Origin of the sequence: Phyllobacterium myrsinacearum (genome assembly GCF_002980555.1) — a bacterium.
Taxonomy (GTDB): domain Bacteria; phylum Pseudomonadota; class Alphaproteobacteria; order Rhizobiales; family Rhizobiaceae; genus Phyllobacterium; species Phyllobacterium myrsinacearum.
This window is the reverse complement of record NZ_PVBT01000001.1, coordinates 36,310-54,738: the sequence shown is the minus strand read 5'-3', so window position 1 is coordinate 54,738 and position 18,429 is coordinate 36,310. Positions and strand designations below refer to the sequence as shown.

14 protein-coding genes are annotated in these 18,429 nt (G+C 61.1%); 8 read left to right on the top strand and 6 right to left on the bottom strand.

Going from position 1 to position 18,429, the window contains the following annotated elements; translation table 11 throughout:
* The first annotated feature begins 133 nt into the window (after window positions 1–133).
* From hemH to C5750_RS00245, 3 genes are all read left to right on the top strand, one after another.
* The gene (gene hemH, locus C5750_RS00255) at window positions 134–1,177 is read left to right on the top strand and encodes a ferrochelatase (RefSeq protein ID WP_425350400.1); all 1,044 of its coding nucleotides are present in this window, start codon (window positions 134–136) and stop codon (window positions 1,175–1,177) included.
* A gap of 133 nt (window positions 1,178–1,310) precedes the next feature.
* Window positions 1,311–2,321, top strand: coding sequence for an SPFH domain-containing protein (locus C5750_RS00250; RefSeq protein ID WP_105731875.1), 1,011 nt, complete (start codon window positions 1,311–1,313; stop codon window positions 2,319–2,321).
* Between the two features lie 26 nt (window positions 2,322–2,347).
* Window positions 2,348–2,809: an NfeD family protein gene (locus C5750_RS00245; protein WP_105731874.1), complete on the top strand. Its 462-nt coding sequence runs from the start codon at window positions 2,348–2,350 to the stop codon at window positions 2,807–2,809.
* Here the strand turns inward: C5750_RS00245 and C5750_RS00240 are convergent, their stop codons facing one another.
* Complete coding sequence (locus C5750_RS00240; protein ID WP_105733034.1) at window positions 2,810–3,805, bottom strand: KpsF/GutQ family sugar-phosphate isomerase; 996 nt, start codon at window positions 3,803–3,805, stop codon at window positions 2,810–2,812.
* A 149-nt stretch (window positions 3,806–3,954) separates the two neighbouring features.
* Between C5750_RS00240 and C5750_RS00235 the strand changes: the two genes are divergently transcribed.
* On the top strand, window positions 3,955–5,721 hold the full coding sequence (locus C5750_RS00235) for an outer membrane beta-barrel protein (RefSeq protein WP_158531334.1): 1,767 nt from the start codon (window positions 3,955–3,957) through the stop codon (window positions 5,719–5,721).
* Between the two features lie 34 nt (window positions 5,722–5,755).
* On the opposite strand, the gene galU is transcribed toward C5750_RS00235, so the two are convergent.
* Window positions 5,756–6,661, bottom strand: a complete 906-nt coding sequence (gene galU, locus C5750_RS00230) for a UTP--glucose-1-phosphate uridylyltransferase GalU (protein ID WP_105731872.1) — start codon at window positions 6,659–6,661, stop codon at window positions 5,756–5,758.
* Between the two features lie 223 nt (window positions 6,662–6,884).
* On the opposite strand from galU, the gene C5750_RS00225 reads away from it, so the two are divergent.
* Window positions 6,885–8,111 (top strand): lytic murein transglycosylase, encoded by a 1,227-nt coding sequence (locus C5750_RS00225; protein ID WP_105731871.1) that lies wholly within the window; start codon window positions 6,885–6,887, stop codon window positions 8,109–8,111.
* Window positions 8,112–8,134: 23 nt separating this feature from the next.
* Window positions 8,135–9,337 (top strand): SGNH/GDSL hydrolase family protein, encoded by a 1,203-nt coding sequence (locus tag C5750_RS00220; RefSeq protein WP_105733033.1) that lies wholly within the window; start codon window positions 8,135–8,137, stop codon window positions 9,335–9,337.
* An 8-nt stretch (window positions 9,338–9,345) separates the two neighbouring features.
* Here C5750_RS00220 and C5750_RS00215 read toward each other — a convergent pair whose 3' ends face one another.
* The 3 genes from C5750_RS00215 to C5750_RS26470 form a co-directional block, all read right to left on the bottom strand.
* A complete protein-coding gene (locus C5750_RS00215) occupies window positions 9,346–10,800 on the bottom strand; it encodes a glutamate synthase subunit beta (protein ID WP_105731870.1) in 1,455 nt (484 codons plus the stop codon).
* 114 nt (window positions 10,801–10,914) lie between these two features.
* Window positions 10,915–15,633, bottom strand: a complete 4,719-nt coding sequence (gltB, locus tag C5750_RS00210) for a glutamate synthase large subunit (RefSeq protein ID WP_105731869.1) — start codon at window positions 15,631–15,633, stop codon at window positions 10,915–10,917.
* Between the two features lie 259 nt (window positions 15,634–15,892).
* Window positions 15,893–16,069 (bottom strand): hypothetical protein, encoded by a 177-nt coding sequence (locus C5750_RS26470; RefSeq protein ID WP_162800215.1) that lies wholly within the window; start codon window positions 16,067–16,069, stop codon window positions 15,893–15,895.
* 17 nt (window positions 16,070–16,086) lie between these two features.
* Between C5750_RS26470 and C5750_RS00205 the strand changes: the two genes are divergently transcribed.
* On the top strand, window positions 16,087–17,136 hold the full coding sequence (locus C5750_RS00205; protein WP_105731868.1) for a threonine aldolase family protein: 1,050 nt from the start codon (window positions 16,087–16,089) through the stop codon (window positions 17,134–17,136).
* 47 nt (window positions 17,137–17,183) lie between these two features.
* On the opposite strand, the gene C5750_RS00200 is transcribed toward C5750_RS00205, so the two are convergent.
* The gene (locus C5750_RS00200) at window positions 17,184–17,654 is read right to left on the bottom strand and encodes an Hsp20 family protein (RefSeq protein ID WP_105731867.1); all 471 of its coding nucleotides are present in this window, start codon (window positions 17,652–17,654) and stop codon (window positions 17,184–17,186) included.
* A gap of 274 nt (window positions 17,655–17,928) precedes the next feature.
* On the opposite strand from C5750_RS00200, the gene C5750_RS00195 reads away from it, so the two are divergent.
* Window positions 17,929–18,378 (top strand): hypothetical protein, encoded by a 450-nt coding sequence (locus C5750_RS00195; RefSeq protein ID WP_130502066.1) that lies wholly within the window; start codon window positions 17,929–17,931, stop codon window positions 18,376–18,378.
* Window positions 18,379–18,429 lie beyond the last annotated feature (51 nt).

The window sequence follows — 18,429 nt, the reverse complement described above, 5'->3', positions numbered from 1 at the left end:
GTTCTTTCATATCTGCCGCGAATTGACCCGCCGGATTGCGATTTACCCCTTTTGCTGCGTCTTTTCGCGCCCTTGCAATCCCGGCCCCCGCCACTAGGTTCCAACCGCAAAGCAGGAGTTGAAAGAGATGGTGATGTCTGGTGAGGCTGGTGCGGCAATAATCAAGCCCGGCGACCATCCGCGCATCGAAACGTCGAAAGTTGGCGTGCTTCTCGTCAATCTGGGCACGCCTGACGGCACGGATGTCACCTCCATGCGCCGCTATCTCAGGGAATTCCTGTCGGACAAGCGCGTGATCGAATGGCCGCGCGCCATCTGGCTGCCGGTGCTTTACGGCATCGTGCTCAACACCCGCCCGAAAAAATCCGGCGCGCTTTACGACAAGATCTGGAACCGCGAGCGCAATGAATCGCCTTTGCGCACCTATACCCGCGCGCAAAGCGAAAAACTGGCCGCCCGCCTCGCCGCCCATCCCGATGTGATCGTTGACTGGGGCATGCGCTACGGTCAGCCTTCTATCGAAGAGGCGCTCGAGCGGCTCGACAGGCAGGGCTGCAAGCGCATCGTCATGTTCCCGCTCTATCCGCAATATTCGGCAACGACCACCGCGACGGTCAACGACAAGTTCTTCGAGGCGCTGATCAGGATGCGCTTCATGCCCGCCACCCGCACCGTTCCCTCCTATCAGAACGAGGCCGTCTATATCGAGGCGCTTGCCGCCTCCATCGAGAAGCATTTTGCCGCATTGGATTTCGAGCCGGAGGTGGTGGTTGCCTCCTATCACGGCATCCCGCAAAGCTATTTCAAGCGCGGCGACCCCTATCCCTGCCATTGCTGGCAGACCACGCGCCTGTTGCGCGAGCGGCTTGGCTGGGACGAGAAGAAACTGATCACCTGCTTCCAGTCCCGCTTCGGCCCGGAAGAGTGGATGCAGCCCTATACGGACAAGACGATGGAAAAGCTCGCCGCGGACGGCGTGAAGTCCGTTGCCGTGTTCAATCCGGGTTTCGTCGCCGACTGCCTGGAAACGCTGGAGGAAATCGCTGTCGAGGCCGGCAACACCTTCCGCGAGCATGGCGGCGTCAACTTCACCCATATCCCCTGCCTGAATGATTCCGATGAGGGCATGCGGGTGATCGAAGAGCTGGTCCGGCGCGAATTGCAGGGCTGGATCTGAGCCGCAGGAACGCCTGTATAATTCCCGCTCAAGCCTTTCTGAGATCAAGACTTTAGTCTATCTTGGCCGCGTCCGTATAAAGGGCGATGATGCGAGATGACATTGGTCCTGATGTCAGGCAAGGGGGAGTACAATGCCGTTCAGCGGTTTCGATTTTACCATTCCGGTGCTGGTTGTTCTGGTTCTGGTCGTGCTGTTTGCGGGCGTCAAGACCGTGCCGCAGGGTTACAATTACACCATCGAGCGTTTCGGCAAGTATACCCGGACCCTCGCACCCGGCCTCAACCTTATCGTCCCGTTCTTCGACCGCATCGGCGCCAAGCTGAACATGATGGAGCAGGTGCTTGACGTGCCGACCCAGGAGGTCATCACCAAGGACAACGCCAACATTGCCGTCGACGGCATCGCCTTCTATCAGATCCTCAATGCACCGCAGGCCGCCTATCAGGTCAGCGGGCTGCAGAATGCCATTCTCAATCTCACCATGACCAATATCCGCACGGTCATGGGCTCGATGGATCTCGACGAGCTCCTGTCCAATCGCGATGCGATCAATGACCGCCTGCTGCGGGTGGTGGACGAAGCCGCCCATTCCTGGGGCATCAAGATGACCCGCGTCGAAATCAAGGACATCAACCCGCCGAAGGACCTGATCGATTCCATGGCGCGCCAGATGAAAGCGGAACGCGACAAGCGCGCGCTGGTTCTGGAGGCCGAAGGTAACCGTGCCGCGCAGATCCTGCGCGCCGAAGGCCTGAAGCAGGCCCAGATTCTCGAAGCGGAAGGCAAGCGCGAAGCCGCCTACCGCGAGGCCGAGGGCCGCGAACGCCTGGCCCAGGCCGAAGCCAAGGCGACCGAACTTGTGTCCGCCGCCATCAACACCGGCAGCGTGCAGGCCATCAACTACTTCGTTGCACAGAAATACACCGAGGCTTTCGCCAAATTTGCCACCAGCAACAACCAGAAGCTGATCCTGATGCCGATGGAGGCCTCGTCGCTGGTCGGCACGCTCGGCGGTATCGGGGCGATTGCCAGGGAAGTGTTCGGTGACGCGGCGCAGAGCGAACGCGCCGCAACGCCGGCGCAGCCGGGACGCGGTCGCACCGTTCCCGGCACGGGCGGCGGAACCGGCTCGGCGGCCTGACCGCCCGGCAGAGAGGAGGAGCACCCATGCTCGAACATCTCTTCCAGGAACTCGGCCCATGGAACTGGGTCGTGCTCGGTTTCATCCTGCTGATCTTCGAAGTGGCGGTGCCCGGCATCTTCCTGCTGTGGTTCGGCATTGCCGCGATCATTGTCGGCTTCCTGACCATTCTCGTGCTCGGGCCGATGCTCGCCATCGGCTGGCAGCTGCAGATCATCCTGTTTCTGCTTCTGTCCGTCATCACCGTCTTCATCGGCCGCAGGCTGATGGGAGCGGCTGACGTGCCGACCGATGAGCCGCTGCTCAACCGGCGCAACGAACAGATGATCGGCCAGATCGTCGTGCTGGAGGAGGCAACGGTGAACGGGCACGGACGCGCCCGCATCGGCGACAGCCTCTGGCGCGTCAAAGGCCCCGATCTGCCCGCCGGCAGCCGGGTCAGGATCACCGGAACCGATCAGGGAACGCTGACAGTCGAAGCGGCTTGATCAGGCGGCGCCGATCCGCAACAGGTCGTGGAAATGCACGATGCCGACGGGGAAGCGGTCTTCGGTCACGATCAGCGCGCCGATATTGTGCTCGTTGAGCAGGGCAAGCGCGGCGCTCGCCAGCATGCTCGTCGGCACGGTTTTGGGATTGCGGGTCATGATTTCCTCGACCCGCACCGTCACCAGATTGCGGTGAAGATTGCGCGAGAGGTCGCCATCCGTGATGATCCCGGCCAGCGAGCCGTCATCATTGTGAACGGCAATGCAGCCGAAGCGTTTTTCCGACAGCACTTTCATCGCATCGGGAATAAGCGTTCCCAGCGGAACCAGCGGAATCTCGTCGCCGCGATGCATGATCTCGCGCACATGGGTCAGGCTGGCGCCCAGCGATCCGCCGGGGTGGAATGTCTTGAAATCGACGGCGGTGAATCCCCGCGCTTCCAGGAGGGCGATGGCGATCGCATCGCCCATGGCCAGCTGCAGCAGCGGCGATGTGGTCGGTGCCAGCCCGTGCGGGCAGGCCTCGGTGGCCCTCGGCAGCAGCAGGACGACGTCGGCGGCCAGTGCCAGTGCCGAATTTTCCCCTGCCGTGACCGCGATGAGCGGAATGCGGAACCGCCTGGAATAGCTGACGATCCCCTTCAGCTCCGCCGTTTCGCCCGACCATGACAGGGCCAGAATGGCATCATCGCTGCCGATCATGCCGAGATCGCCGTGATTGGCCTCAGCCGGATGCACGAAAAAGGCGGGTGTCCCGGTCGAGGCAAAGGTTGCGGCGATCTTCGAGGCGATATGGCCGCTCTTGCCGACGCCGGTGACGATGATTCTGCCACGGACCGCGGCGATGCGTTCGATGGCCTTGCCGAAGGCATCCGCAAGGCTGCCGTCCAGCGCATCGCGCAGCGCGCTCAGCCCGTCTCTTTCGGTTGAAATCGTCCGCTTGGCGGAATCCACCGCTGCGGTCTTGTCCAGTTCGGTATCGTTTATTGCCTGCATGGCGAGAACCGTTAGCGCTTTGCCGCACCGCTGTCCATTTTTTGTTGCGCTGCCCGCTTCAAACCCGTCCGGCAGGCCAAGCGGAAACCAGTCATTAACCATGACAGTTTACGCTCCATAAACGTTCGAACTCATTGGCAATGTCATTTATGTATCATCGGCAATCCCGCATCGGAGCACCGGCCTATCGCGGCAGCTTCACCTCTGCGATCAACCTGTGTCTGTGGACGGGGCTGATGGGCAGCGTTGCGTTGTTTGCCGGTGGGACGGCCCTGGCCCAGCAGGCCGTGCCCCTGCGCGGCGCGGTCGATGAAAATATCCTGCAAACCCAGCAGAATACGCCGCCGCGCCCGGTGCGGCGGGCACCTGTGGTTGCCGCTACGCCAACGCCGGCCGCTGGCACCGCTAGCGGCATTCCCGCCGATCCCTATGAACCCGTCAGCCCCGGCGCCCTGCCCATTGACGATGCGGGCACCGCAGCGCCAGCAACCGGGACAGCAAACGACGGTTCACTGTCATCCGGACCGGTGAACAACAGCCGCACGCTGAGTCCGCTCCCCACCGCCACGCCCGGCACCATTCCCCTTCCGGCCGATCCGGCCACCGCCGCAACGCAGCGGACACAGCCTGTTCCCCGCGCCCAGCGCAACGGGCGGGCACCGGCCGCGCTCACCACCGGCAGCATCGCCGACGACACGGATGGCAATGCGCGGCTGCAGCGCGAGAGCCGGGACAATCTGCCCGAAGCCGCCATCGAGCGCCGCACCGTGCGGCCGGACCCGGACCCGTTTGCACCCTTCGGCATCAGGGCCGGTACCGTCACGTTGCGGCCGTCCATTTCGCAAGGGTTGCGCGCCACGACCAACGCCGATGGCAGTTCCTCCGGCAAGAGCGCGATTCTCTCGGAAACGCGGCTGCGCCTGCGGGCGACAACGGACTGGTCGCGCCACTCGGCTTTCCTCGATTTCGACGGGGTCTATGACAAAACGCTGTCGGGCCAGGACTATTCGGCACCCAATGTCGGGCTGCGCGGCGGCTTCAAGCTTGATCTTGGCAACCGCACGACAGTGACCGGCGAAGGCGGCTACCGCTACCGGCAGGAGGATGCCAGCGCCCCGACGGCGGTTGTCGGCGCATCCAACAGGCCCGGCGTGCAGGAACTGGATGGCACATTGGGCGTGCGGCACGAATTCGGCCGGTTTTTTGGCGAGTTGAAGGGCAAGGTGGACCGGACGACCTATGGGCAGGCCCAGTTCCCCGACGGGACGACCCTCAGCCAGAAGGATCGCGACAACACCTTTGCCAGCATCGCCCTGCGCGGCGGCTTCGAAATGTCCCCGGCGATCAAACCCTTCGCCGAAGTGGAGATCGGCAAGCTGATCTATGACGAAACCGAGGATTCCAACGGCTTTCGCCGCTCCGGCATGCGCACCGCGCTGCGCGGCGGCATCGAGGCCGATTTCGGCGAAAAACTCTCGGGCGAGCTGGCGCTGGGTTATCTGCGCCAGACTATCGACGACGCGCGTCTGTCCAACATCGATGGCTTCAGCGTCGACGGGGCAATCAAATGGTCGCCGCAGCGCGGCACCGACGTTAATCTCGGCCTGCTCACCCGCGTGGAAGGTGCGACGACGCCCAATGACAGCGGTTCGATCTTCTACGAGGGACGGCTTGGGGTCAAACGCCAGATCCGTTCAAATCTCAGCGTCAATGCCGAGTTGACCGCGTCGCTGCGTGACAACAAGGATGGCAGCGGTCTCGACAAGGGCTTTGGCGCGCAGGTCGGCGCCACCTACTGGTTCAACCGGTTCCTCGGGCTGGATGTCAGCGCCCGCCACCGCATCACGCGCAGTGAAGTCGATACCCGCCAGACCAGCGAAAGCAGCGTCTATATGGGCCTGACGCTGCAGCGGTAGGACAGAGGGGGGTGATATCCCCCCTCACCGCATCTCAAACCTTGCGCGGCTGGATGGTTTTCAGCATGTTGCCGATATTGTCGATGACACCGTTGCGGATATCATTGCGCCACAGGGCAAACGCCACATTGGCTTCGACGAAACCTTCCTTCGAACCCGTATCATAGGTGCGGCCCTGGAAGTGATAGCCGAAGAAATCCTGTTGCTTGGCCAGTTTCAGCATGCCGTCGGTCAGCTGGATTTCATTGCCGGCACCGCGTTCCTGATGCTCGAGAATATCGAAAATCTCCGGCTGCAGGATATAGCGGCCATTGATGTAGAGATTGGAAGGCGCGGTACCCTTGGCCGGCTTCTCGACCATTTCGGTGAGCTCGAAACCGTTGCCGACATCCTTGCCCTTGCCGACGATACCGTATTTGTGGGCTTCTTCCGGATCGCATTCCTGCACGGCCACGATGTTGCCGCCGCCCGCCTGATTATACAGCTCGACCATGTCGGCAAGGCAGCCGTTTTTCTCCGGCTGCATGATCATGTCGGGCAGAAGCAGCGCGAAAGGCTCGTCACCGACGATATCGCGGGCACACCACACGGCATGGCCCAGCCCCATCGGCACCTGCTGCCGGGTGAAACTGGTCGTACCCGGACCCGGCTGGATGCTCTGCAACTCGTCGAGCAGCGCCGTCTTGCCGCGCTCGGCCAGGGTTGAATAGAGTTCGTACTGGGCATCGAAATAGTCCTCGATGACAGCCTTGTTGCGGCCCGTGACGAAAATGAAGTGCTCGATACCGGCCTCGCGGGCTTCGTCCACCACGTACTGGATGACCGGCTTGTCGACAACGGTCAGCATTTCCTTCGGGATAGATTTGGTTGCCGGAAGAACGCGGGTGCCAAAACCTGCGACTGGAAAAACGGCTTTGCGGATTCTCTTCGCTGTCGTCACAATATATTCCCCATCTCACACAAAAACTCAGTTAACATTGGTAATGGACATTTGCCCTGCAAAGAATGAAAATAGTTTGAGCTGCATAATAAACATTTTTTTCGACCGGTAATGTTCCCGCAGGAACCGCCCGTCAAATATGCATGGTAAACCAATTCCTAACTTTGATGTGCATAATTTATTGTTTGCCGGAATAGGTGGAAACCCAGTTCAAGGAGACAACATGTTCAAGAGCCCGTCGAGTTTTGCAAAGCGAATCATGATTTTGGCCGCAACCGCGAGCCTGGCTTTTGCAGTGACGGCGACCAATGCCTCCGCCGATGCAAAATTCCAGACGTGGATTGCCAATTTCCGCACCACGGCGCTGCAAAGCGGTATTTCCGCATCGACGTTCCAGCGCGCCTTTGCCGGCGTCAAGGATATCGATCCCGAAGTGCTGCAGAAGGCAGCCTATCAGCCGGAATTCACAGCGCCAGTCTGGGATTACATCGACAACCGCGTCAACGAGCATTCCATCACCACCGGGCGGGACATGGCGCGCAAATATAGCCGCTGGCTCGCGGCCATCGAGAAATCATTCGGCGTCGACCGCAATATCCTTTTGGCAATCTGGTCGATGGAAACCAATTATGGCGAAGCCATGCAGCGGCCTGACATCATGCGCGATGCGGTGCGCTCGCTTGCAACCCTCGCCTATGCCGACCAGCGCCGGGCGAAATATGCCCGCACCCAGCTGATTGCGGCGATGAAGATCCTGCAGACCGGCGATATCGACCGCAGCCATCTCACCGGTTCCTGGGCGGGCGCCCTTGGCCATACGCAGTTCATTCCCACGAGCTACCTCGCCTATGCCGTCGACATGGATGGCAATGGCAAGCGCGATATCTGGACCTCCATACCCGATGCCCTGGCGACGGCTGCCAACCTTCTGGCCAAGAACGGCTGGGAATCCGGCCGGACCTGGGGTTATGAAGTGATACTTCCGGCCGGGCGCAAATTCCCCGCCGGTTCGAAGACCATGGCGGAATGGCAAAGCCTCGGCGTGGTGCGCGCCAATGGCAAGCCGTTCCCGCGCGGCGGCGAAAAGGCCCAGCTGAAGGTGCTCGACGGCCGCGAAGGCCCCGCCTTCCTCATGACCCGGAATTTCTCGGTCCTGAAAAACTACAACAATGCGGATAAATATGCGCTTGGCGTTGGTCTCCTTGCCGATCAGATCGGCGGTGCACCGCCGCTGCGCCGCGACTGGAATCGCCCGTTCACGCCGATCTCCATGAAGGAGCGTGAAGAATTGCAGACACATCTGCGCGCGTTGGGTTATTATGACGGCGAAGTGGACGGAAAAATCGGCTCCGGCTCACGGGATGCCATCCAGGCATTCCAGAAGAAAATGGGGCTCGATCCCGATGGTCATCCCAGCAAGGAAGTACTGACCATTATCCGCAAGCGATAAGGTTTGGAAATGCCATGGATACAATGAAACGGCCGGCTCGCCTCATCCGTTGCATCGTTGTGTCCGTATCTCTCGGTGCGGCTGGCGGGCTTGTCTTTACCGACATCGCCGCCGCCCAGCAGCGCACGCTGCTCGACATGCTCTTCGGCCCGCGCCGCGAAGTCTACCGCGAAAACACCGACCGGATGATCTTCGACGAAAACAACCGGCCCGTCCGCCCCTCCAAGAACCGCACGACCAAACGGGCCGAGCGGCCGCGGCCGCAACCGGCGGCTCCCGCCAGTCAACCCTCGGCGCCTGCCGCCGAACCGGTCATTCCATCGAAACTGGCCGATGCGAAAACCATTCTGGTTGTCGGCGACTTCATGGCCAGCGGCCTTGCCGAAGGCCTCAACGCGGCCTTCATGGATTCGCCCGGCGTGCGCGTGGTCGACAAGAGCGACGGCTCATCCGGCTTCGTGCGCAGCGACCACCGCAACTGGCCCGCCACCATCGGCAGCCTGATCGACGCGGAAAAACCGGCTGTTGTCGTCATGATGATCGGCGCCAACGACCGCCAGCAGTTTGCCAACGGACCCGCGCCGCAGAGCGAGGCCTGGACAAAGGAATACCAGAGCCGCATCAACGCCTTCCTTGAAGCGGTCAAGAAGACGGGGCACCCCGTGGTCTGGGTCGGCCAGCCCTCGTTCAAGTTCAAGAACATGAGCACCGACCTGCTGGCGTTCAACGAGCTTTACCGCAATGCAACCGAGAAGGCGGACGGCAAATTCGTCGATGTCTGGGAAGGCTTTGTCGACCAGGGTGGCAGCTTTACGCTGTCGGGCTTTGACATCTCCGGCCAGACCGCCCGCCTGCGCAACAATGACGGCGTCGGCCTGACCACCGCGGGCAAGCGCAAGCTGGCTTTCTACGCGGAAAAACCATTGCGCCAGATGCTCGGCAACGCCACCTCACCGGCCATCGCCGCGGTCAAGCCGGGCTCGCCGGTGCAGGCACTGCCGGAAACCCCGCAGGCACCGGTCAAGGTCGACCGCATCGCGCCGATCAGCTTGAGCGACCCGGAGCTGGATGGCGGCACCGATCTGCTCGGCGCCGCACCGAAAGGCGCGGCCGCCGACAAGTCGGCGCAGGACAAACTGCTTCTGGAAGGCAAGGCGCCGGACGCCCAGCCAGGCCGCATCAACGACTATGCCTGGCCGTCAAAGTCCGGTCCTGCGCCGAAATAACGCCCCGCTTATCGCGGCAGAACCGACGATCCCATCAGCGCGACATCGATGGCCTGTGCCGCCTGGCGGCCCTCACGGATCGCCCAGACGACCAGCGACTGGCCGCGGCGGATATCACCGGCGGTAAACAGCTTGTCGACGCTGGTGCGGTAATCCTTGTCATCGGCGGCAATCGAACGGTTGCCGCGGCGATCCGCCCGCATCTCCAGCGCATCGCCCAGTTCCCTGACGACACTGGTTTCGAATGGGCCGGAAAAGCCGATGGCGATGAAGGCGAGATCCGCCTTGATGTAGAATTCGGTGCCGGGAACCGGCTTGCGCGCTTCATCGACCTCGCAGCACTTGACATGGGTCAACGCGCCATTCTCACCGATGAACTCAAGCGTTGCCACCTGGAACTCGCGGTCCGCGCCTTCCGCCTGCGAGGAGGACGTGCGCATCTTTGTCGCCCAATAGGGCCAGACGCTGAGCTTGTCTTCCTTTTCTGGCGGCTGCGGGCGGATATCGAGCTGGGTGACCTTCACCGCGCCCTGGCGGAATGCGGTGCCGACACAGTCGGAGGCGGTATCGCCGCCGCCGACGACAACCACATGGCGGCCTGACGCCACAATCGGATCGCTCGGCCAGGCCACCGATTCGATGTTTTCACGGCCGACGCGGCGGTTCTGCTGCACGAGATAGTTCATGGCATCGTGGACGCCGTCGAGATCCGCACCCGGAATACCAGCCGGACGCGGCGTTTCGGCACCGCCGCAATAAAGCACCGCATCATAGGTATCGAGCAGTTCCTGCACCGGCTTGTCGATGCCGACATTGACGCCGTAGAAGAAGGTGACGCCTTCGCCTTCCATCTGCGCCACACGGCGGTCGATGAAATGCTTCTCCATCTTGAAATCGGGAATGCCGTAGCGCAGCAGGCCGCCGGCGCGGCTTTCGCGCTCATAGACATGCACTTCATGGCCGACGCGGGCAAGCTGCTGCGCGGCGGCCAGACCGGCCGGGCCCGAACCGATGACAGCCACTTTCCTGCCGGTCTTCGACGCTGCAGGCTGCGGGATGATAAAGCCCTTTTCATAGGCCTTGTCGGCAATCGCCTGTTCCACCGTCTTGATAGACACCGGCACATCTTCGAGATTCAGCGTGCAGGCTTCCTCGCACGGGGCCGGGCAGATACGGCCGGTGAATTCCGGGAAATTGTTGGTGGAATGCAGGTTGCGGATCGCCTCATCCCAATTGTCGTTGTAGACGAGATCATTCCAGTCCGGAATCTGGTTGTGGATCGGGCAGCCGGTCGGCCCGTGGCAGAACGGGATGCCGCAATCCATGCAGCGTGCCGCCTGCTTCTTCACTTCGCCATCGGTCATGGGAATGGTGAATTCCCGGAAATGGCGAATGCGGTCAGACGCGGGCTGATACTTACCGACCTGCCGGTCGATCTCGAGAAAACCTGTTACCTTACCCATAAAACTGCTCCCCTCACCCTTGGAGGACCACCCGTTCCCATGTTGGGTCTGGGCAGCATTGGACCCCATGCCGAGCATCAGGATGATGACGCTCGAAGCAGGAGTGCGTTGATTTTATTCCGCTGCGACACCCATCCGCATGCGTTCCATGTCTTCGAGCGCGCGGCGGTATTCGACCGGCATGACTTTCACGAATTTCGGCCGGAAGGCTTCCCAATTGTCGAGGATTTCCTTCGCCCGGCCCGAGCCCGTGTAATGCATGTGGTTCGAGATGAGCTGCACGAGGCGTTCCTCGTCATGCCTGGTCATGTTGGCCGAGACATCGACGCGGCCCTTATGGGCCAGATCGCCGCCGTGATGGTGCAGTTTTTCGAGGATGTCATCCTCTTCCGGCACCGGCTCCAGCTCGACCATCGCCATGTTGCAGCGCTGGGCAAAATCCCCGGCTTCATCAAGGACATAGGCCACGCCGCCGGACATGCCGGCGGCAAAGTTGCGTCCGGTCTGGCCGATGACCACGACGACACCGCCGGTCATGTATTCGCAGCCATGATCGCCCGTGCCTTCGACCACCGCGATGGCGCCGGAGTTGCGCACCGCAAAGCGTTCGCCCGCCACGCCGCGGAAATAGGCTTCGCCTTCGATGGCCCCGTACAGCACCGTATTGCCGACGATGATGGAATTCTCCGGCACGATTTTCGTATCGTCCGGCGGACGGACAACGATACGGCCGCCGCACAGGCCCTTGCCGACATAGTCATTGCCGTCGCCGATCAGCTCGAACGAAATGCCGCGGGCAAGGAATGCCGCGAAGGACTGACCAGCCGTCCCGGTGAAGGTGACCGAGATCGTGTCTTCCTTCAGTCCCTTGTGCCGGTAGCGCTTGGCCACTTCACCCGACAGCATCGCGCCAGCCGAGCGGTCGACATTCTTGATCGGCAGTTCGATCTTGACCGGCGTCTTGTTCTCCAGCGCGGGCATGGCCTGCTCGATCAGCGTGCGATCCAGGATATCGACGATCGGATGGTTCTGCCGTTCCGTCCAGCGTGTCTTTTCCTCCGCCGCTTCCGGCTTGTGGAAGATGCGGGTGAAATCGAGACCCTTGGCCTTCCAGTGATCGATCATTGCGCGCTTTTCGAGCAGTTCGGCCTTGCCGACGATCTCTTCCAGCCTTGTATAGCCCATGTCCGCCAGGAACTGCCGCACCTCTTCCGCCATGAAGAAGAAGAAGTTGATGACGTGTTCCGGCGTGCCCTTGAAGCGCTTGCGCAGGACCGGATCCTGCGTTGCCACGCCGACCGGGCAGGTGTTGAGATGGCACTTGCGCATCATGATGCAACCGGCCGAAATCAGCGGCGCCGTGGAGAAGCCGAATTCGTCGGCGCCCAGCAGGGCACCGATGATGACGTCGCGGCCCGTGCGCAGGCCGCCATCGACCTGCAGGGCGATGCGCGAGCGCAGGCCGTTGAGCACCAGCGTCTGCTGGGTCTCGGCAAGGCCCATTTCCCACGGGGAACCGGCATGCTTGAGCGAGGTGAGCGGCGATGCACCCGTGCCGCCGTCATAGCCCGATATGGTGATGTGATCGGCACGCGCCTTGGCAACACCGGCCGCAACCGTGCCGACGCCGACTTCCGACACCAGCTTGACCGAAACATCGGCTTGCGGGTTGACGTTCTTCAGATCGTAGATGAGCTGCGCCAGATCCTCGATGGAGTAGATGTCATGGTGCGGCGGCGGCGAAATCAGGCCGACACCGGGTGTCGAATGGCGGGTCTTGGCAACCGTTGCATCGACCTTGTGGCCGGGCAGCTGGCCGCCCTCGCCGGGCTTGGCGCCCTGCGCCACCTTGATCTGCATCATGTCGGAATTGACGAGATATTCGGTCGTCACGCCAAAACGTCCCGATGCCACCTGCTTGATGGCCGAGCGTTCGGGGTTCGGCTTGCCGTCCGGCAGCGGATAGAAGCGATCCGGCTCCTCGCCGCCCTCGCCCGTGTTCGACTTGCCGCCGATCCGGTTCATGGCGATGGCAAGGGTCGTGTGCGCCTCGCGGCTGATCGAGCCGAACGACATCGCCCCGGTCGAGAACCGCTTGACGATATCCTTGGCCGGTTCGACCTCATCGATGGAGACGGGTTTGCGCCCGGCATCCTCAGCCATTTTGATCTTGAACAGGCCGCGGATGGTCTGCGCCCGGGCCGACTCGCTGTTCACCAGATCGGAATATTCCTTGAACGTCGTTGCCGACTCCGTGCGCACCGCGTGCTGCAGCTTGGCCACCGCATCGGGTGACCAGAGATGCGCCTCGCCGCGCATGCGATAGGCATATTCACCGCCGACATCCAGCGTGCTGAGCAGGACCGGGTCATTGCCGAAGGCATCGCGGTGGCGGCGCACCGTCTCCTCGGCCACTTCCTCCAGACCGACACCTTCGATGGTCGTCGCCGTACCGAAGAAGAAGCGGTCGACGAATTCCGACTTGAGGCCAACAGCGTCGAAAATCTGCGCGCCGCAATAGGACTGATAGGTGGAAATGCCCATCTTGGACATGACCTTGAGGATGCCCTTGCCGATGGACTTGATGTAACGCGACACAACTTCCTTGGAGTCCACCTCCGGCGGGAATTCGCCGCGCTTGTGCATGTCGAGCAGCGTGTCGAAGGCAAGATAAGGGTTGATTGCTTCCGCGCCATAGCCGGCGAGGCAGCAGAAATGGTGCACTTCGCGCGGCTCGCCCGATTCCACGACCAGGCCGACCGAGGTGCGCAGGCCCTTGCGGATGAGGTGATGGTGAACAGCCGCCGTCGCCAGCAGCGCCGGGATCGGAATGCGGTCCGGCCCGACCTGACGGTCGGACAGGATGATGATGTTATAGCCGCCATGCACCGCCGCCTCGGCGCGGTCGCACAGACGCTCCAGCGCACCGGTCATGCCGTTGGCGCCTTCCTCGACATTATAGGCGATATCGAGCGTCTTGGTGTCAAAGCGGTCTTCCGTATGGCCGATGGAGCGGATCTTTTCCAGATCGCCATTGGTCAGGATGGGCTGGCGCACTTCCAGACGCTTGCGGCGCGAGGTGCCGACCAGATCGAAAATGTTCGGACGCGGACCGATGAACGAGACAAGGCTCATCACCAGCTCCTCGCGGATCGGATCGATCGGCGGGTTGGTAACCTGGGCAAAGTTCTGCTTGAAATATGTATAGAGCAGCTTCGACTTGTCGGACATGGCCGAGATCGGCGTGTCCGTGCCCATCGAACCGATGGCTTCCTGACCCGTCGTCGCCATCGGCGACATCAGCAGCTTGGTATCTTCCTGCGTATAGCCGAAGGACTGCTGGCGATCGAGCAGGCTGACATCCTTGCGCAGCGCGCGTGGCTCGACCGGGCTCAGCTCCTCAAGGATGAGCTGGGTGTTCTTCAGCCATGTCTTGTAGGGATGGCGGTTGGCGATCTCGGACTTGATCGTGTCATCGGAGACGATCTCGCCCTTTTCCATGTCGATCAGCAGCATGCGGCCCGGCTGAAGCCTCCACTTCTTGACGATCTTTTCTTCCGGCACCGGCAGCACGCCGGCTTCCGACGCCATGATGACGAAATCGTCATCGGTGACGATATAGCGGGCCGGACGCAGGCCGTTGCGGTCGAGCGTCGCGCCGATCTGGCGGCCATCGGTGAAGGCAACCGCCGCCGGGCCATCCCATGGCTCCATCAGGGCGGCATGATATTCGTAGAACGCCTTGCGGTCGTCCGACATCAGCTTGTTGCCCGACCATGCCTCGGGAATGAGCATCATCATCGAATGGGCGAGCGAGTAGCCGCCCTGGAACAGGAATTCCAGCGCGTTGTCGAAACAGGCCGTATCGGACTGGCCTTCATAGGAGATCGGCCAGAGCTTCGAAATGTCATTGCCGAAGAATTCACTGTCGACGGAAGCCTGACGGGCCGCCATCCAGTTGACGTTGCCGCGCAGGGTGTTGATTTCACCATTGTGCGCAACCATGCGGTAGGGATGCGCCAGCTTCCACGAGGGAAAGGTGTTGGTCGAGAACCGCTGATGCACCAGCGCCACCGCGCTGACGAAGCGGGGATCCTTCAGGTCCTTGTAATAGGCACCGACCTGATAGGCGAGGAACATGCCCTTGTAGACGATGGTGCGCGCCGACATGGAGACGACGTAGAAGTCGCTCTCCTTGCCGCCGTTCTCCTGGTAGATGCGGTTGGAAATCACCTTGCGCAGGATAAACAGACGGCCCTCGAAATCCTCGTTGGTTTCGATGTTGGGGTTGCGCGCGATGAACACCTGGCGGTGGAACGGTTCCGTCTCCGCAATATGCGGTGCCTTGGACAGGGACGAATTGTCGACGGGAACATCGCGGAAGCCGATCAGCGTCTGACCTTCCGAGGCGATCACTTCCGTGATGACGGTTTCGATATGGGCGCGCTCTTCGGCATCCTGCGGCATGAAGAGATAGCCGACCGCGTAATGATTGACCGGTGGCAGCTCAACACCCTTTTCCGCCCATTCCGCGCGGAAAAACGCATCGGGAATCTGCACGAGCATGCCTGCGCCATCGCCCATCAGCGGGTCGGCGCCGACGGCACCGCGATGCGTCAGGTTTTCGAGCATGAACAGCCCGTCTTCGATGATCTTGTGCGACTTGACGCCCTTCATATGCGCGACGAAGCCGACGCCGCAGGCGTCATGTTCATTGCGCGGGTCGTATAAGCCTTGCCGGGTGGGAATGCCGGACGATTTATTGGTTTTGACCGCACGGTTCTGTACGGCCTGAGCAAATTCAGTCGTTACAGATGGCGTCAAATCCGACATCGTCAATTCCTCCAAATGGGCCCCTTGGGGCGGTCAATTCCTCGCGGGACGGAATACCATATATTCCTGCCCCTTCTGGTGCGGCATATCTTCCGGTTGCAAACTGCGGTCACCATTTTGAGGACGGAAGCGCTTCTGCTTGCCATCCCGCGCTTGGATCGTGCCAATTAGGACAGCATTGCTGTCATATCCTCGTATGCCAGAATAATTCCAAACAAACAAGATGGAAAAGCAAAAAATAACAGCATTGGACGAAATATCATTGCGCAAACCACTGGTGATTTATGCATTTCATTTCGATGCAGGCGTTTTTCCCTAAATAAACGAGGAAATACAGATGGTTCCGCCAAGCGCCGTGAAAATCCCCTGGCGGAAAGACATCATCTTCTGCTTTCCAGCCCGCAGGGAAAAGCGTAAGCGTGGCGGCGTCAGTCATAAATCCGAGGTCATTTCATGCTTTTTGCATCCGATAATTGGGCCGGAGCCCATCCGAAAATTGCCGAAAATCTGACCAGACACGCCGGCGGTTTCGCCGCGGCCTATGGCACGGGCGATCTCGACCATGCCGTCCAACAGACCTTCAGCACAATTTTCGAGCGCGACGTCGCCGTCTTCTTTGTCGGGACCGGAACAGCGGCCAATTCCCTGGCACAGGCCAGCATCGTGCGGCCGGGCGGCATCACCTTTGCCCACCGGGAAGCGCACATGATTGCCGATGAGGCCGGTGCCCCCGGCTTTTTCGCCCACGGCGCACGGGTGCAGGCCATCGACGGGCCAACCGGCCGCATCGCCATCGATAATCTGAAAGCCGCCCTCAACGGCTTCCCCGAAGGCCATGTTCACGCGGGCCAGCCGATGAGCGTTTCGATCACGCAATCGACCGAAAGCGGCACCCTGTACGAATTGGCCGAGATCGCCGCCATCTCGGCATTGTGCCGGGAAAATGGCCTGCCGCTGCACATGGATGGCGCCCGCTTTGCCAATGCGCTTGTCGCGCTCGGCTGTTCTCCCGCCGAAATGACCTGGAAGCAGGGCGTCGATATCCTGTCGTTCGGCGGCACCAAGAATGGCTGCTGGTGCGCCGAAGCGCTGGTCTTCATGAACCCCGATCAGGCAAGGCAGATGCCCTATATCCGCATGCGGTCGGCGCAGAATTTTTCAAAATCCCGCTTCATCGCCGCCCAGTTCGAAGCCTATTTCGCGGGCGGGCTCTGGCTGGAAACCGCAGCCCATGCCAATGCCATGGCGGCCGAACTGGCCGGGCGGATCAGCGCATCAAAGGAGCTGCGCCTTGCCTGGCAGCCGCGCGCCAATGAGGTGTTCGCGATCATGACAAAGCAGACATCGGCAAAACTGCAGGCTGCAGGCGCCGTTTTCTACGACTGGCACACGCCCCATGCCGAAAAGGGCCTGGTTGCCGAAGACGAGACGATCACCCGTTTTGTCACGAGCTTTGCCACAACCCCCGAAGACATCCGCCGCTTCGGCGCTCTCATCGCATAAAAAAAGCGGCGCAAACGCGCCGCTTCTTTCACTCCTGCTTTCGCAGCTTAGTTCGAGGTCCTGGCTTCGATCTGCTTGGCCGTCTTTTCAGACAGCGCAGTCACAGCGATCTTGCGCGGCTTCATTTCCTCGGGAATTTCGCGCTTGAGATCAATGTGCAGCAGGCCGTTTTTCAGGCTGGCGCCACTGACTTCAACGAAATCGGCAAGATGGAAGCGGCGTTCGAACGCGCGGGAAGCAATGCCGCGATACAGGGTTTCAGCACTGCCATCCGATGTTTCGGCAGCCTTCTCGCCGGTCACCTTGAGCTGGTTGCGATGGGCTTCGATCTGGATTTCGTCTTCCGAGAAGCCGGCAACGGCCATGGTGATGCGGTAGGTGTTCTCGCCGGTCCGCTCGATATTGTAGGGCGGATAGGACTGGGCACCGTCTGGCTGAGCCAGCGAGTCGAGGATGGTGAAAAGCCGGTCAAAACCGACGGTCGAACGATAGAGTGGGGAAAAATCCACGTGACGCATAGTAAGCCCTCCTTTAGAGCGACAATGTTGCGTGTTCTGGCTCGTCAAGAGACCCCCTCAATCGGCAGGTCCCGCTGAACCAGTGACCCCGTTATGGCGGTCACACCAGATATCTGGGAAACGGCCAAAGCCATTTCAAGCCCTTTTCTGCCTCCGAAAGCCTTCCACAGCGATGAACGCAAGATGAATGCGCCCTTCGGGATACGTTCACACGCCCTCCCCTATAAACACATCCAACGCCGGGATTTGACCGGCAAGAGACGAGGACAAGATGATGAAAAAGACTGTTCTGGCACTGACCGCCGCCGCCCTGCTGGTCACGGGCTTTTCCGCTTCGGCCATGGCCGACGACTTCATCTATCGCGGTGACCGGGCAATCTACATGGATGGCCGCGGTGACATGGATGGCCTGCTTGTCCAGGACCGCCGCTACTATGGCGATCAGCGTGGAGAATGGCGCCGCGATGAGCGCTTCCGCGACCGGATGGGTCCGCGCGAGGTGACCCGCATGCTGGAGCGCCGCGGCTACCGTGTCCGTGATGTGAACGTCGAACGCGGCCGTTATTTTGTTCAGGCATGGCGCCGCGGCACGCCGGTGCTGGTCACCGTGTCGCGAGACGGCGACATTCTCGATACCCGCGTGATGGGCGATCGTCGCGGCTACCGCGACCGCCGCAGCGATAACGGGTTCAGCATCGAGATCCGTCCGGCGAACGACTACTGATTTTGAGATCGTTCCAGGTGTAACGTCCCTTCCGCCTGGAATGTACTGACC

Bases quoted from the DNA above. Each gene is read 5' to 3' on its own strand.
- hemH (WP_425350400.1), top strand. From the start codon at position 134: ATGTCTGGTGAGGCTGGTGCGGCAATAATCAAGCCCGGCGACCATCCG.
- C5750_RS00245 (WP_105731874.1), top strand. From the start codon at position 2,348: ATGCTCGAACATCTCTTCCAGGAACTCGGCCCATGGAACTGGGTCGTG.
- C5750_RS00215 (WP_105731870.1), bottom strand. From the start codon at position 10,800: ATGGGTAAGGTAACAGGTTTTCTCGAGATCGACCGGCAGGTCGGTAAG.
- C5750_RS00225 (WP_105731871.1), top strand. From the start codon at position 6,885: ATGTTCAAGAGCCCGTCGAGTTTTGCAAAGCGAATCATGATTTTGGCC.
- C5750_RS00250 (WP_105731875.1), top strand. From the start codon at position 1,311: ATGCCGTTCAGCGGTTTCGATTTTACCATTCCGGTGCTGGTTGTTCTG.
- C5750_RS00235 (WP_158531334.1), top strand. From the start codon at position 3,955: ATGTATCATCGGCAATCCCGCATCGGAGCACCGGCCTATCGCGGCAGC.
- C5750_RS00220 (WP_105733033.1), top strand. From the start codon at position 8,135: ATGAAACGGCCGGCTCGCCTCATCCGTTGCATCGTTGTGTCCGTATCT.
- C5750_RS00205 (WP_105731868.1), top strand. From the start codon at position 16,087: ATGCTTTTTGCATCCGATAATTGGGCCGGAGCCCATCCGAAAATTGCC.
- C5750_RS00200 (WP_105731867.1), bottom strand. From the start codon at position 17,654: ATGCGTCACGTGGATTTTTCCCCACTCTATCGTTCGACCGTCGGTTTT.
- C5750_RS00240 (WP_105733034.1), bottom strand. From the start codon at position 3,805: ATGCAGGCAATAAACGATACCGAACTGGACAAGACCGCAGCGGTGGAT.
- C5750_RS26470 (WP_162800215.1), bottom strand. From the start codon at position 16,069: ATGACTGACGCCGCCACGCTTACGCTTTTCCCTGCGGGCTGGAAAGCA.
- gltB (WP_105731869.1), bottom strand. From the start codon at position 15,633: ATGTCGGATTTGACGCCATCTGTAACGACTGAATTTGCTCAGGCCGTA.
- C5750_RS00195 (WP_130502066.1), top strand. From the start codon at position 17,929: ATGAAAAAGACTGTTCTGGCACTGACCGCCGCCGCCCTGCTGGTCACG.